This window comes from Nocardiopsis baichengensis YIM 90130 (assembly GCF_000341205.1).
Lineage (GTDB): Bacteria > Actinomycetota > Actinomycetes > Streptosporangiales > Streptosporangiaceae > Nocardiopsis_A > Nocardiopsis_A halophila.
In genome coordinates, this window is the sequence record NZ_ANAS01000037.1 from 68,769 (window position 1) to 83,484 (window position 14,716).

Annotated in this window: 11 protein-coding genes; 2 read left to right on the forward strand and 9 right to left on the reverse strand. The window is 72.4% G+C overall.

Annotation, left to right across the window (positions count from 1 at the left end; genetic code table 11):
• The first annotated feature begins 306 nt into the window (after nucleotides 1–306).
• The gene (locus C892_RS0125030) at nucleotides 307–975 is read left to right on the forward strand and encodes a lytic polysaccharide monooxygenase auxiliary activity family 9 protein (RefSeq protein WP_017559450.1); all 669 of its coding nucleotides are present in this window, start codon (nucleotides 307–309) and stop codon (nucleotides 973–975) included.
• Between the two features lie 133 nt (nucleotides 976–1,108).
• Here the strand turns inward: C892_RS0125030 and C892_RS0125035 are convergent, their stop codons facing one another.
• Nucleotides 1,109–3,127 (reverse strand): helix-turn-helix transcriptional regulator, encoded by a 2,019-nt coding sequence (locus C892_RS0125035; protein WP_017559451.1) that lies wholly within the window; start codon nucleotides 3,125–3,127, stop codon nucleotides 1,109–1,111.
• 74 nt (nucleotides 3,128–3,201) lie between these two features.
• On the opposite strand from C892_RS0125035, the gene C892_RS0125040 reads away from it, so the two are divergent.
• A complete protein-coding gene (locus C892_RS0125040) occupies nucleotides 3,202–4,305 on the forward strand; it encodes a DUF3866 family protein (RefSeq protein ID WP_026124623.1) in 1,104 nt (367 codons plus the stop codon).
• Between the two features lie 77 nt (nucleotides 4,306–4,382).
• Here C892_RS0125040 and C892_RS0125045 read toward each other — a convergent pair whose 3' ends face one another.
• From C892_RS0125045 to C892_RS0125080, 8 genes are all read right to left on the reverse strand, one after another.
• Complete coding sequence (locus C892_RS0125045; protein WP_026124624.1) at nucleotides 4,383–5,474, reverse strand: FKBP-type peptidyl-prolyl cis-trans isomerase; 1,092 nt, start codon at nucleotides 5,472–5,474, stop codon at nucleotides 4,383–4,385.
• Between the two features lie 196 nt (nucleotides 5,475–5,670).
• Nucleotides 5,671–7,029 (reverse strand): Pup--protein ligase, encoded by a 1,359-nt coding sequence (gene pafA / locus C892_RS0125050; RefSeq protein ID WP_017539130.1) that lies wholly within the window; start codon nucleotides 7,027–7,029, stop codon nucleotides 5,671–5,673.
• Nucleotides 7,030–7,219: 190 nt separating this feature from the next.
• A complete protein-coding gene (gene prcA, locus C892_RS0125055) occupies nucleotides 7,220–7,990 on the reverse strand; it encodes a proteasome subunit alpha (protein ID WP_017539131.1) in 771 nt (256 codons plus the stop codon).
• 80 nt (nucleotides 7,991–8,070) lie between these two features.
• On the reverse strand, nucleotides 8,071–8,916 hold the full coding sequence (prcB, locus tag C892_RS0125060; RefSeq protein ID WP_026124626.1) for a proteasome subunit beta: 846 nt from the start codon (nucleotides 8,914–8,916) through the stop codon (nucleotides 8,071–8,073).
• Between the two features lie 212 nt (nucleotides 8,917–9,128).
• Complete coding sequence (locus tag C892_RS0125065; protein WP_017539133.1) at nucleotides 9,129–9,332, reverse strand: ubiquitin-like protein Pup; 204 nt, start codon at nucleotides 9,330–9,332, stop codon at nucleotides 9,129–9,131.
• 226 nt (nucleotides 9,333–9,558) lie between these two features.
• The gene (gene dop, locus C892_RS0125070; protein WP_338040885.1) at nucleotides 9,559–11,079 is read right to left on the reverse strand and encodes a depupylase/deamidase Dop; all 1,521 of its coding nucleotides are present in this window, start codon (nucleotides 11,077–11,079) and stop codon (nucleotides 9,559–9,561) included.
• A 618-nt stretch (nucleotides 11,080–11,697) separates the two neighbouring features.
• Nucleotides 11,698–13,467 carry a proteasome ATPase gene (gene arc / locus C892_RS0125075; protein WP_017539136.1) on the reverse strand — a complete coding sequence of 590 codons (1,770 nt, stop codon included), beginning with the start codon at nucleotides 13,465–13,467 and terminating at the stop codon, nucleotides 11,698–11,700.
• A gap of 173 nt (nucleotides 13,468–13,640) precedes the next feature.
• Nucleotides 13,641–14,573, reverse strand: a complete 933-nt coding sequence (locus C892_RS0125080) for a tRNA (adenine-N1)-methyltransferase (RefSeq protein ID WP_017559455.1) — start codon at nucleotides 14,571–14,573, stop codon at nucleotides 13,641–13,643.
• Nucleotides 14,574–14,716: the final 143 nt, after the last annotated feature.

Consider the following 14,716-nt stretch of genomic DNA (forward strand, 5'->3'; position numbering starts at 1 on the left):
CGGACCGGACGAATGGATCACGATCCGGGCCGTCCCGTGAGGCGGCGCCCAGGGAGCCGAGGGCGCCTCTCTCAAGAGCGGGTGATCGCCCCCGTCCTTGATGGCGTAGATTCCCCCACGCTCTTCCCCTTAAGAGGGCATCGCGCAAGCCTTCTGATATCCCGGGCGGACGCCTCCGCGCCGCAGGCGGCCCGCCCTCCCCGATCCGATGGCCGACCGTACGTTTCACTGCGGTCGCGCTGGGTAACGAAGAATGTGGGAGCGCTCCCAACCCGGACCCCACAGCCGGATCACGGAGATGGCGCAATGAACCCTGGACATCCCCCGACCACCTCCCGACCCCTCCTGCGCACCCTCACCCTGCTCGCGGCCGCACCCCTGGCCCTGATCCCGTGGACCGCCCCGGCCAACGCCCACGGCTCGATCGTCGACCCGGCCTCCCGCAACTACGGATGCTGGGAGCGCTGGGGGGACGACCACATCAACCCGGACATGGAGCAGGAAGACCCCATGTGCTGGCAGGCATGGCAGGACGACCCCAACGCCATGTGGAACTGGAAGGGCCTGTACCGCGACGGCGTGGGCGGCGACTACCAGGAGGCCGTCCCCGACGGGCACCTGTGCAGCGGCGGCGAGACCCAGAACGGCCGCTACAGCTCGATGGACGCCGTCGGCCCGTGGAAGACCACCGACGTCGGCTCCGACTTCACGCTGCACCTGTACGACCAGGCCCAGCACGGCGCCGACCACTTCCTCGTCTACGTCACCCGGGCGGGCTTCGACCCCACCGCCCAGCCCCTGACGTGGGACGACCTGGAGCTGGTGCGCCAGACCGGCGCCCGGCCGCCCGCCGAGGACACCCTGATCGACGTCAGCGCGCCCGGGCGCAGCGGGCACCACGTCGTCTTCACCATCTGGCAGGCCTCGCACATGGACCAGTCGTACTACCTGTGCAGTGACGTGAACTTCGTCTAGGACCACGGGGGCGGCAGCGGGCCGCCCCCGTGCGGCGCCCGCCCCTGCGGCGGGCGCCCGTGGGAGCGCGGGGCCCTCGGGACACCCACACCGGGGGCCCCGTGGGCCGTGCCGTCCGCGCCGGCGGACGCGCTCAGCCCCCGCGGTAGCCCTCCAGCGCCCGGCCCGCGTCCTCGCGGACCTTCTCCGCCAGGTCGGCGGGGGCCACCACACGGGCCTGCGGCCCCAGCCGCAGCGCCAGGCGGCGCACCCAGCGCGGCGCCGGCGTGCGCAGCGTCGCCCGCAGGCGGCCGCCGCCCAGCTCCTCCACGCGGCTGCACACGTACTCCTCGGCGACCCAGCGGGCCTCGGGCTCCAGCTCCAGCGTCACCCGCGCGTCGTCCTCGGACAGCTGCAGCACCCCGGCGCTCAGGTCGCGCCTGCGGGCCGAGTCCGGCACCTGGGCCGCCTCGGGCAGCACCGTCAGGTCCAGCACCCGGTCCATCCGGAACAGCCGCACGCCCCCGCGCAGCCGGCACCAGCCCTCCAGGAAGGCGTGCCCGTCCTGCACGACCAGGCCCATCGGGTCCACGTCCCGCTCGGTGACCTCGTCCTCGTAGCCGGACAGGTAGCGCAGGTGCAGCCGCTGGCCGGCGCGCAGCGCCTCCCCGCAGCGGCGCTGCTTCTCCCGCTCGTCCTCGTCCAGGTCCACCCGGACCGCCACCGAGTCGGCGAACTCCTCGGCCGCCGCGCCCGCCGCCGCGCGCAGCTTCTCGCCCACCCGCTTCAGGGCGTCCCCGCCGGCCGCCCCCGGCAGTTCGGCCAGCAGCTCCAGCCCGACGATGAGGCTGGCCGCCTCGTCGGCGGTCAGGCGCAGCGGGGCGGCCAGCGCGTCGGCGTTGCCGATGATGATCTCGCCGGTCTCCTCGGCGGCGTCCAGGTCCACCTCGATCAGGTCGCCGGGGGTGTAGCCGGGCAGGCCGCACATCCACAGCAGCGCCAGGTCCTTGACCACCTGGCGCTCGGAGAGGCCGAAGTGCGCGGCCACCTCCGGCACCCGCACGTCGTGGCTGAGCGCGTAGGGCACCAGCATCAGCAGCCGGCGCAGCTGCTCCGCCGAGGCGCTCACCCGCCGCTCCCCCGCGCCGTCCGGCTCCGGGACGGCGCCGCCGTCCCCGCCGTCGGGGGCCCGGTCGGCCACGGCCCGCAGGTGGTCCGCGACGGCGGCGCGCGCCTCGGCGGGCTCCTCGACCACGACCCGCTCGCCGAACCGGGCCACCGCCCCCACCAGGGCGGGCAGGTCGGCGTAGGGCAGCTCCAGCCGGTCCCAGCGCCGGCCGGGGCGCCCGCGCTGCCCGGCGCCGGTGTGCGCGCCGGCGACGATGCGCCGGGCGGCGCGGCGCAGCTCGTGCCCGGCCCCCTCGGCGACCAGCAGGCGGGCGGTGTACTCGGGCTCGGGGCGGTGGGCCCGCACCACCGAGCGCACGTCCACCCCCTCGGGGACCCGCACCGGCGGGCCCGATCCGAGCACCCGCACCTCGCCCGCCACGCGCCCCAGGCGGAACACCCGGCGCTCGCCGCGGTCGCGGTCGTGCCCGGCCACGTACCAGCGCCCGCGCACGTTCACCACGCCCCACGGCTCCAGCACCCGCCGCTCGGGGGCGTGCGCGCCGGGCTTGCGGTAGTCGAACTCCACCGGCCGCCGGTCCCGCACCGCCTGCCACATGGGCAGGAAGGAGGGCTCGTCGGTGGCCAGCACGGGGGTCAGGTCGGGGGCGGCGTCGGAGTCGGTGGGCACCCCGGCGGCGCGCAGCTTCATCATCGCCCCGGCCGCGGCGTCGCCCAGCGCGGCGTGCCGCCAGGCCCGGGCGGCCAGGCCGAGCACGGCGGCCTCGTCGGGCAGGAGCGCGATCTCGGGCAGGGTGTAGGCCGCCCGCGAGATGCGGTAGCCCTCCTCGTCGCTCCACATGTCCCCGCCGCCGGTCTCGACGGGGATGCCGCTCTGGCGCAGCTCCTTCTTGTCGCGCTCGAACATGCGCTTGAACGCGCCGTCGCTCTCGGCCTCCTCATAGCCCGCCACGGTCGCGCGGATCTCCCGGGCCGTGAGGTACCGCCGGGTCGACAGCAGGCAGATCACCAGGTTGAGCTGGCGTTCCGTCTTCTTCCTGGACATCGGCGGATCCGTTCCTCCCCGCTTCGCCGCGCGCCGCCGAGGCGGCCTTCAGCCCCGAAGGTACCGTGCTTTCCGTGATCCGATGGCGTGAAGGACGGGTGCTGGGGACCGGCCGTTCGTGGCCGGGTGCGGTCGAGCTGGAGGTCCGCCTGGCCACCGGGGCCGGGGCGGCGCCGGTCTGCCGCGCGCTCGCCTATACCGACCTGGTGGGCCGCCCTGAGGAGGGCGACCGGGTCCTGCTCAACACCACCGCGCTGGACCTGGGCCTGGGCACCGGCGGCTACGCCATGGTGGTGGCCCTGCCGGACCGGGCGCCGCCGGACTCCCCCCTGCCGGGGCACCTGGTCAAGGCCCGTTACACCCCGGTGCAGACGGCGGTGCTGGGCGTCGACGGCCAGGACTCCCCCAGCCACGAGCTGCTGCGGGACGCCCGGAGCGTGGAGGGCATGCCGGTGGTGACCGCCGACCTGCACTCGGCCCTGCCCGCGGTGCTGGCCGGTGCGCACCGTGAGCGGCCGGGGCTGCGCGCGGTGTACGTGATGCTCGACGGCGGAGCCCTGCCCGCGGCCTTCTCCCGCACCGTGGCGGGCCTGAGGGAGGCGGGGCTGCTCGCCGCCTCGGTGACCACCGGGCAGGCCTTCGGGGGCGATCTGGAGGCGGTGACGGTGCACAGCGGGCTGCTGGCCGCCCGGCACGTGCTCGGGGCCGATCTGGCGGTGGTGGCGCAGGGGCCCGGGAACCTGGGCACGGGCACGCCGTGGGGCTTCTCGGGGGTGGCCGCGGGCGAGGCGGTCAACGCGGCCTCGGTGCTGGAGGGGCGGCCCGTCGCGGCGCTGCGGGTGAGCGAGGCCGACCCCCGCGAGCGCCACCGGGGGGTGTCGCACCACAGCCTGACGGCCTACGGCAGGGTCGCCGCGGGGCGGGCGGACGTGCCGGTCCCGGCGCTGGAGGGCGCGTTCGGCGCGCGGGTGGCCGCCGAGGCCGCCCCGCTGGGCGAGCGCCACCGCCTGGTCGAGGTGGACCTGGACGGCTTGGAGGAGGCGCTGCGGGAGCTGCCGCTGCGCCTGTCCACGATGGGGCGGTCGCTCGACGAGGACACGGCCTGCTTCCTGGCCTCGGCCGCCGCCGGGCGCCACGCGGCCCGGCTGGCCTCCGGGCCGTCCGCCGCCCCCCGCTGACCGGGGTCCTGCGCCGCGGGGCGGCCGTACGGCCGCCCCGCGGCGCAGGACCCCGTCCGTCGCCGGCGGACCGGGCCCTACTTCTCCTCGTCCTCGGAGCCCCCGGAGTCATCGGAGCCCTCGTCGGAGGACGTGTCGCCGCCGTCCCCCTCCTCGGAGCCGGACTCCTCCTCCGCCGGGGGCGGCGGGTCGACGGCGCCCAGGATGTCGATGACGAACACCAGGGTCCCGGCCGGCTGGCCGTTGTCCTCGGCCTCCTTGCCGTAGGCCTGGTCCTCCGGGACGACGAGCATGACCCGGCTGCCGACCTTCTGCCCCTTGAGGCCCTCGTCCCAGCCCTCGATGACCTGGCCCTGGCCCAGCGGGAAGGTGAAGGGCGCGCCGCCCTTGCTCCAGGTGGAGTCGAAGACCTCCCCGTCCTCCCAGCGCACGCCGGTGTACTGGGCGACGATCTCCTGCTCGTCCTCGACCTCGGGGCCGTCGCCCTCGACCAGCACGGTCGTCTCCAGGTCCTTCGGCGGGTCGCCGTCGGGGATGGAGATGTCCGGCTCGGCGGCCCCGTTGTCGGTGGCGGTGGGCAGCCCCTCGCCGCCGTCGGTGGTCTGCTCGCCCGGGACGGTGTCGCCCTTGCCGAAGCGGTCGCGCACCTCCAGCACCGAGACCGAGTCGCCCTCGGGGATGTCGTCGGGGTCCGCCCCCTGGGCCTGGGCCTGCTCGGGGTCGGGCGCGGGGAAGACGAACACCACCTGCGCGCCGACGTTCTGGTTGACCAGGTCCTGGTTGAACTCCTCCCCCAACTGCTCCATGGACAGCAGGAAGGGGGTCTCGGTCTCGTAGGTGGAGTTGGTCTTCTCCGTCTTGCCCTTGTCCGTCCACTGGTAGTCGACGATGTCGACGAGCAGCAGGTCGTCGGCGCGGACGATCTCGCCCTGCTCCTCCCCGGGCCGGACCACGCCGGAGATCTGCTCACCGGGGGGCGCGATGTCGGGGAAGTCGACCTTCGGCTCCTCCCCGCGGTCGCCGCTGACCGTCGGCAGCCGGCTGTCCACATCGTCACCGGTGCGAAGGAAGGCCGGAGTCTTCCAGTCCTCGGGAATCGTGCCGCAGGCGGACACCGCCAGCAGCACGGCAGAGAACGGTACCGCGAGGGCGGCGGCACGTCGTCGCATAGGGCACAACCTCAAAATCGGCTCGGGTCCCCGACACACTATCGGAAAGGCGATCCTTCCGTATCCGGGTAAGAACGCGTTAAGGGCCCCGCGGTGACGGGGTTTTCGGCCCTGTTCCCGACCGATCCATCGGCGCCCCGCCGGGCGGTCCCGCAGCAGGTCGCGCAGGCCGCGGCCGGCGGCGGGGCGCCGCCGGTCACATCCCGGCGATGAGCTTCTCCACGCGCTCGTCGACCGCCTTGAAGGGGTCCTTGCACAGCACGGTGCGCTGCGCCTGGTCGTTCAGCTTCAGGTGCACCCAGTCGACGGTGAAGTCGCGCCGCTTCTCCTGCGCCTTGCGGATGAACTCCCCGCGCAGCCGCGCGCGCGTGGTCTGCGGCGGCACCGACTTGGCCTCGAAGGAGCTCAGGTCGGTGATGACCCGGTCCATCTGGCCCTTGCGCTGGAGCATGTAGAACAGGCCGCGGTCGCGGTGGATGTCGTGGTAGGTCAGGTCGAGCTGGGCGATGCGCGGCGAGGACAGCGACAGCCCGTGCTTGGAGCGGTAGCGCTCCAGCAGCTTGTACTTGGCGACCCAGTCGATCTCCCGCTCGACCAGCGACAGGTTCTGCGTCTCGACCGCCTCCAGGGTGCGCGCCCACAGCTCCAGCACGCGCTTGCCGGTGGCGTCGGTGCCGTTGCGGTCGACGTAGGCCTGCACCTTGTCCAGGTACTCGCGCTGGATCTCCAGCGCGCTGGCCTCCCTGCCGTTGGCCAGGCGCACCTTGCGCCGCCCGGTCATGTCGTGGCTGACCTCGCGGATGGCGCGGATGGGGTTCTCCAGGGTGTAGTCGCGCATCACCACCCCGGTCTCGATCATCCGCAGCACCAGGTCGGTCGAGGCCAGCTTGAGCAGGGTGGTCACCTCGCTCATGTTGGAGTCGCCGACGATCACGTGCAGGCGGCGGAAGCGCTCGGCGTCGGCGTGCGGCTCGTCCCGGGTGTTGATGATGGGCCGCGACCGGGTGGTGGCCGAGGAGACGCCCTCCCATATGTGCTCGGCCCGCTGGCTGACGCAGTACAGCGCGCCGCGCGGGGTCTGCAGCACCTTGCCCGCCCCGCAGATGATCTGCCGGGTCACCAGGAACGGGATGAGCACGTCGGCCAGCCGGCCGAACTCGCCGTGCCGCCCCACCAGGTAGTTCTCGTGGCAGCCGTAGGAGTTGCCGGCCGAGTCGGTGTTGTTCTTGAACAGGTAGATCTCGCCGGCGATGCCCTCCTCGTGCAGGCGCTGCTCGGCGTCGACCTGCAGCCCCTCCAGGATCCGCTCGCCGGCCTTGTCGTGGGCGACCAGGTCGGCCAGGTCGTCGCACTCGGGGGTGGCGTACTCGGGGTGGCTGCCCACGTCCAGGTAGAGGCGGGCACCGTTGCGCAGAAAGACGTTGCTGCTGCGCCCCCACGACACGACGCGGCGGAACAGGTAGCGCGCCACCTCGTCCGGCGACAGCCTGCGCTGTCCCCGGAACGTGCAGGTGACGCCGTACTCGTTCTCAAGTCCGAAAATGCGGCGTTCCACGCGGCCTCACCCGTTTCCCGTCCCGTGGCAGCCGCGGTCGCCCCTGGCGGCCGGTCCGCACCGGCCGGAGCCCCGCCGCGCTGCCGACGACTCCACTGTTGTTATCGGCTCCGACCGGCCCGGGGAAACCGGCCGCGCCCGACGGATGCTCCGCGGGGCGCGGCCGGACCGGTCGGCGGCGCGGCCCCGGTCAGGAGTCCGCGTCCTCCGCCCCGGAATCCCCCGAGCCCTCCGCGGCGCCGCTCGCGGCGGAGGAGGACGGTCCCGAGGCGCCGCGGCCCTGCTCGATCAGCCGGGTCAGCCGGGCCCCCTGGATGCGGCGGAACTTGCGGTGCTCGCGCGCCCGCTCCAGCACCGCCACCTCCAGATTGGCCGCGTCCAGCTCACGGCGCTCGCCGTTCTCGTGGGCCAGGGCGTGCATGGCCGCCGACAGCGCCTCGCTCAGCGGCGCGTCCCGGTCGAAGCGCTCCTTCAGCGCGGTGGTGACCGCGTCGGCGGAGCCGCCCATGGCCAGCAGCCCCTTCTCGTCGACGACCGAGCCGTCGAAGGTGATCCGGTAGATCTGGTCGGAGTCGGCGTCCTCGCCGACCTCGGCCACGACGATCTCCACCTCCCAGGGCTTGTTGGACTCGCTGAAGACGGTCCCCAGGGTCTGGGCGTAGGCGTTGGCCAGCATGCGCCCGGTGACGTCGCGCCGGTCGTAGGCGTAGCCGTGGGAGTCGGCGTAGCGCACGCCGCCCAGCCGCAGGTTCTCGAACTCGTTGTAGCGGCCCACGGCGGCGAAGGCCACCCGGTCGTACAGCTCGCTGATCTTGTGCAGCGTGCGGGACATGTTGTCCGCGACGAACAGGATGCCGCCGTCGTACTGCAGGACGACGGCGCTGCGGCCGCGCGCGATGCCCTTGCGCGCGTAGTCCGCCTTGTCCTTCATGCTCTGTTCGGGCGAGACGTAGAACGGCATCGTCACCGCTGATCGTTCCTTTGCTGTTCGGTGCTCTGGTGCTCCGGTGGTCGGCGGCCGGGCGGTGCGCCCGGCGGGGGTCAGCCGATCGGCGCCGTGGGCCCGTCGGGCCGCTCGGACCGCTCGGTCACCACGGCCTCGGCGACCGCGGCCACCTCGTCGGCGGCGAGCCGGCGGTAGCCGTCGTCGGTGACCACGTCGACCAGCGGGTAGATCTTGCGGTGGACGTCGGGGCCGCCGGTGGCCGAGTCGTCGTCGGCGGCGTCGTAGAGCGCCTGCACGGCCACGGTGACCGCCTGCCGCTCGTCCAGGTCCTCGGTGAACAGCTTCTTCAGCGACCCCCGGGCGTAGACCGAGCCCGAGCCGATCGAGTGGTAGCGGTGCTCCTCGTAGCGGCCGCCGACCGGGTCGTAGCTGAAGATGCGCCCGACCTCCCGGCCCTCGTCGTAGCCCACCAGCAGCGGGACCACGACGAAGCCCTGCATGGCCAGGCCCAGGTTGCCGCGCAGCATGTTGGCCAGCCGGTTGGCCTTGCCCTCCAGGGACAGCGGCCGCCCCTCGCGCTTCTCGTAGTGCTCCAGCTCGACCTGGTACAGCCGTGCCAGCTCGATGCCGATCCCGGCGGCGCCCGCGATCGCCACCGCGGAGAACTCGTCGGCGCGGAAGAGCTTCTCCATGTCCCGGTTGGCGATGGTGGTGCCGGAGGTGGCCCGGCGGTCACCGGCCAGCACCACGCCGCCGGGGAAGGTCAGCGCCACGATGGTGGTGGCCTCGGGGGTGAGGGACCGGCCGTCCGTACCGTGCGGCAGGTCCTGCCACCGGGGGAGCAGGTCGGGGTGGACGGCGCTGAGGAACTCGGTGAACGATGCCGGCCCCGGGTTCATGTACATGGCGGGCAGCCGTCCGCCCTCGAACGCTTGAGACACGCGACTCCCTTCGGGTGGCGCCCCGCGCGCCCCGCGGTGGGATGCGGGGCGTGCGGGGCGCGGGCGACTGTCGATGTTTCCTGGTACCGCCGACCCTACTGACAGCCGGGGTACCGGGGTGGGGCTACCGGCCGGAGTCTGCTGTGGGCGAACCGGCCCGGGTCCGGGCGCGCCGGGGGCCCACCTGGCGCGGCCGGCCCGTCGAGGCGGGGCTACTGGCCGCCCTTCTGGACGAACTGGCGGACGAAGTCCTCGGCGTTGGACTCCAGGACGTCGTCGATCTCGTCCAGGATGTCGTCGACGTCCTCGTCCAGCTTCTCGTCGCGCTCCTGTGCCTCGGCGCCGGCCTCGACCTCCTCGACGTCCTCGTCGCGCCGCGTCGTGTGCTTCTGCCCGCCGGTGTCCTTGGTCGCCATCCCACAACCTCCTCGATCGGGGCCCGTTGCCCTTATCTTGGCCCACCGGAGCCCGGCTCAACCTTGATCGCCGGTCCCGTTGTCCGCACGTTACCGAGTTCGCGCCGTTTTGTCCGTACACCCGTCCGAACGTCGGCGCGCCGCGAGGTGTTCCCCGCCACACCCCCGCGCACGCCCGGGCACGGGAGCGGTGCGGGCGCCCCGGGGGCCGCCCGCACCGGCCGGATCAGCGCTTGCCGCCCGTGAGGATGGCGACGAGGTCGGCCGCCGTCGCGGCGCCGTCCAGGAGCGCGCCCACGTGCTCGCGCGTGCCGCGGCTCGGCTCCAGGGTGGGCACGCGCTGCAGGGAGTCGTAGCCGGGCAGGTCGAAGATGACCGAGTCCCAGGAGGCCGCGGCCACCGAGTCGGCGTACTTGGCCAGGCAGCGGCCGCGGAAGTAGGCGCGGGTGTCCTCCGGCGGCTCGGTTATGGCGCGCTCGACCTCCGACTCGCCGACCATGCGCTCGATCCGCCCCCGCTGGGCCAGCCGGTTGTACAGGCCCTTGTCCGGGCGCACGTCCGAGTACTGCAGGTCGACCATCTGGAGCCGGTGGTGCCCCCAGTCCAGCCGGTCGCGGCTGCGGTAGCCCTCCAGCAGCTTGAGCTTGGCGACCCAGTCCAGCTCCTCGGCGCAGAGCACGGGGTCCTCGGAGAGCCGGTCCAGGGTCCTCCCCCACATCCGCAGGACCTCGGCGGTGTCGGCGTCGGGCTCGCTGCCGTAGCGGTCCTGCACGTACTTCTCGGCCAGCTCCAGGTACTCGCGCTGGATCTGCAGGGCGGTCATCCGCCGCCCGTCCCGGAGCCGCACCTGGTGGGTCAGGGCGGGGTCGTGCGAGATGGCCCGCAGGTCGGCCACGGGCGTCTCCAGCGACAGGTCGATGCCGATGAAGCCGTCCTCGATCATCGACAGCACCAGCGAGGTGGTTCCGAGCTTCAGGAAGGTGGAGACCTCGCTCATGTTGGCGTCGCCGATGATGACGTGCAGCCGCCGGTACTTGTCGGGGTCGGCGTGCGGCTCGTCGCGGGTGTTGATGATCGGGCGCTTGAGGGTGGTCTCCAGGCCCACCTCGACCTCGAAGAAGTCGGCGCGCTGGCTGATCTGGAAACCGGAGTCGCGCCCGTCGGCGCCGATGCCGACCCGCCCGGCGCCGCAGACCACCTGGCGCGAGACGAAGAACGGGATCAGGTGGCGCACGATGTCGCCGAAGGCGGTCGACCGGCGCATCAGGTAGTTCTCGTGGCACCCGTAGGAGGCGCCCTTGTTGTCGGTGTTGTTCTTGTACAGCTGGATGGGCTCGACCCCCGGCACGGCCGCGGCCCTGCGGGCCGCGTCGGCCATCACCCGCTCGCCGGCCTTGTCCCACAGCACGGCGTCGCGGGGGTTGGTCACCTCGGGCGCCGAGTACTCGGGGTGGGCGTGGTCGACGTACAGTCGGGCTCCGTTGGTCAGGATGACGTTGGCCAGGCCCAGGTCCTCGTCGGTGAGCTGGGTGGGGTCGGCGACCTCGCGTGCGAGGTCGAAGCCCCGCGCGTCGCGCAGCGGGTTCTCCTCCTCGAAGTCCCAGCGGGCCTTGCGCGCCCTCGCGGCCGAGGCCGCGAGGTAGGCGTTGACCACCTGGGTCGAGGTCACCATCGCGTTGGCACCGGGGTTGCCGGGCACGGAGATCCCGTACTCGGTCTCGATGCCCATAATCCGCCGCACAGTCATGGTGGAAGGTTATCCACCGATACGGCGTCTTGAACTCCCCGCCGCGAATTGTGGCCCAAGTGCCTGGGTGCCAAGGCCGGAAGGGCCGTTCCCCGCATTTCGCACCCGGAGATCCGACGCGGCCGCACGGCTCCCACCCCTCCACCACGAACGTCCGGCCGACCGGCGGGTGTACCGGCCCAGGGCGGTGTCGTCCAGCAGGGCGGTGGCGGGCACGCCCGTCCTCCGTGCCGTCGGTTCCAACGGCGGATCCTGGCACAGGGCGCCGACGACGCGAGGCACCGCGGCCGCTCGCTCTCCGGGTCCCGTGCCCGTGGCCGCACGAACGTCAGGGGTTCACGACCTGACCACCACCCGCATCCTGGTGGGCGAGGACGGGCCATGGAACTGCACCGCCGTCAGCGACCGCGGCGTGACCAAAGCCGACGCAGGCGTCTGCCGCACCCCGGCATCACTCACCGCAGCGGCCATGGCTTCGGCCCGAACGCCTTCGCCCTGGGGCCATGGATCGCCGGATTCGTCTACGCCTCGACGGCACCGGCCCCGGAAACAACCGGAACGAGCAGGGGTCCACCGGCAGCGCCGGTGGACCCCGTCGGGCCGCGTGCGGCCGTGTCCTTACAGGTACTGGCCGGTGTTGGCCACCGTGTCGATACTCCGGCCGGAGTCGGCGCCCTTCTTGCCGGAGACGAGCGTCCTGATGTAGACGATGCGCTCGCCCTTCTTGCCGGAGATCCGGGCCCAGTCGTCGGGGTTGGTGGTGTTGGGCAGGTCCTCGTTCTCGCTGAACTCGTCGACGCAGGCCTGCATCAGGTGGGAGACCCGGATGCCCTTGGACCGGTTGTCGATGAAGTCCTTGATGGCCATCTTCTTGGCCCGGTCGACGATGTTCTGGATCATCGCGCCGGAGTTGAAGTCCTTGAAGTACAGGACCTCCTTGTCACCGTTGGCGTAGGTGACCTCCAGGAAGCGGTTCTCCTCGGTCTCGGAGTACATCCGCTCCACGACCCGCTGGATCATCGCGTCCACCGTGGCCGAGCGGGACCCCTCGTGCTCGGCGAGGTCCTCGTCGTGCAGGGGCAGCTCGTCGGTGATGTACTTCGAGAAGATGTCCTGCGCCGCCTCGGCGTCCGGCCGCTCGATCTTGATCTTGACGTCCAGGCGGCCGGGCCGCAGGATCGCCGGGTCGATCATGTCCTCGCGGTTGGAGGCGCCGATGACGATGACGTTCTCCAGCCCCTCCACGCCGTCGATCTCGCTGAGCAGCTGGGGGACGATGGTGTTCTCCACGTCGCTGGACACGCCCGACCCGCGGGTGCGGAAGATCGAGTCCATCTCGTCGAAGAACACGATCACCGGCGTGCCCTCGCCGGCCTTCTCCCGGGCCCGCTGGAAGACCAGGCGGATGTGCCGCTCGGTCTCGCCCACGTACTTGTTCAGCAGCTCCGGGCCCTTGATGTTGAGGAAGAAGCTCTTGCCGACGTTCTGGCCGGTGCGCTGGGCCACCTGCTTGGCCAGCGAATTGGCCACCGCCTTGGCGATGAGGGTCTTGCCGCATCCGGGCGGGCCGTAGAGCAGGACGCCCTTCGGCGGGCGCAGCTGGTGCTCGTAGAAGAGGTCCTTGTGCAGGTAGGGCAGTTCGACCGCGTCGCGGATCATCTCGATCTGCCCGCCGAGGCCGCCGATGTCGGTGTAGGAGATGTCGGGCACCTCCTCGAGGATCAGCTCCTCGACCTCCGACTTGGGGATGCGCTCGTACACGTACCCCGAGCGCGACTCCAGCAGCAGCGAGTCCCCCGGGCGGATCGGCTCGTCGCGCAGGGGCTCGGCCAGCCGGACGATGCGCTCCTCGTCGTGGTTGGAGATCACCAGGGCGCGCTCGCCGTCCTCAAGGGCCTCCTTGAGCATGACGACCTCGCCCACCGTCTCGAAGGACTGCGCCTCGACGATGTTGAAGGCCTCGTTGAGCATGACCTCCTGGCCGGGGCGCAGCTGCTCCACGTCGACCGACGGGCTGACGTTGACCCGCATCTTGCGGCCGTTGGTGAAGATCTCGACCGTGTCGTCCTCACGCGATCCCAGGAACACGCCGAAGCCGGAGGGCGGCTGGGCGAGCCGGTCGACCTCCTCCTTGAGGGCCACGATCTGGTCGCGGGCCTCCTTCAGCGTGGAGACCAGGCGCTCGTTCTGCCCGTTCGCGGCGGCGAGGTTGGCTTGCGCCTCGCGGAGCCGGTCCTCCAGCAGCCGTACATGGCGCGGAGAGTCGGCGAGCTTGCGCCGGAGGACGCTGAGTTCCTTTTCCAGATAGGAGACCTGGGCCGTGAGCTCTTCGACTTCACGGTCGCGCTCTGCCTGACGCTCGTCGTCGCGATCGGCCACGTCCGCCACCTCCTTATAAGAGGACGACTACTCGGAACCCTACCTACCCATGGACTATTCCTAACCTCCCGGGCGCTGCGAGTGTCGAAGGCCTCACTTTTCGATCTTGTAGAAGCCTAGGTCACCCTGGTACGAGGGCACGCGCCGTAATGAGAAAGTAACGTTCCCACCAGGCCGGGGCCCTAGGAGCCGGCCGCCTCCGGGGCGGCCCCTCCGCCCGCCTCCCGCCCCTTCTGCGCCTTCTGCCAGTCCTCGCCGTAGGCGCCCTTGGCGGGGCGGCGGCGCCGCTCGGGGGCCTCGGCGTCGTCGGCGAGGCGGCGGGCGGTCACCAGGAAGCCGGTGTGCCCGATCATCTTGTGGTCCGGGCGCACGGCCAGGCCCTCCACGTGCCAGTCGCGCACCATGGTCTCCCAGGCGTGCGGCTCGTAGAAGCGGCCGTGGTCGCGCAGCGCCTCCACGACCCGCGAGACCTGGGTGGCGGTGGCGACGTAGGCGCACACCAGACCGCCGGGGATCAGGACGTCGGCGACGGCGTCCACGCACTCCCAGGGGGCGAGCATGTCCAGCACCACGCGGTCGACCTCGCGCGGGGCGTCCGGCTCGGCGAGCCGCTCGTTCAGATCGCCGACGGTCAGGTCCCATGCGGGGTGGTCGCCGCCGAAGAAGCGGCGCACGTTGGTGCGGGCGATCTCGGCGAAGTCCTCGCGGCGCTCGAAGGAGTGGACCCGGCCGTGCTCCCCGACCGCGCGCAGCATCCAGCAGGACAGCGAGCCCGAGCCGGCGCCGGCCTCGATCACCCGGGCGCCGGCGAAGATGTCGGCCTGGGCCAGGATCTGCGCGGCGTCCTTGGGGTAGACGATGGTCGCCCCGCGCTTCATGGACAGGGTGAAGTCGAGCAGCAGCGGCCGCAGCGCGACATAGCGGACAGCGGAGCTGGAGCGGACCACGCTCCCCTCGGGGCGGCCGATGAGGTCGTCGTGGTCGAGCCGCCCCTTGTGGGTGTGGAACGCCGAACCGGCCTTGAGGGTGATGGTGTGCATCCGGCCCTTGGGGTCGGTCAGCTGCACGATGTCGCCGTCCTCGAAGGGTCCGCGGCGGCCGTGGATGCCGGTCACTGGTGCTCGTCTCTCCGGTGTCGTGGGGCAGGTCGCTTCGCGCACGGCGCGGTGCGGCCCCGGCCCCCGGCCGACGCCGCCCGGGCGCGCGACGGCCCAGGGTATCCCCCGTGCGCCGACGCGGCGTAATCGGTCGTGGGCCC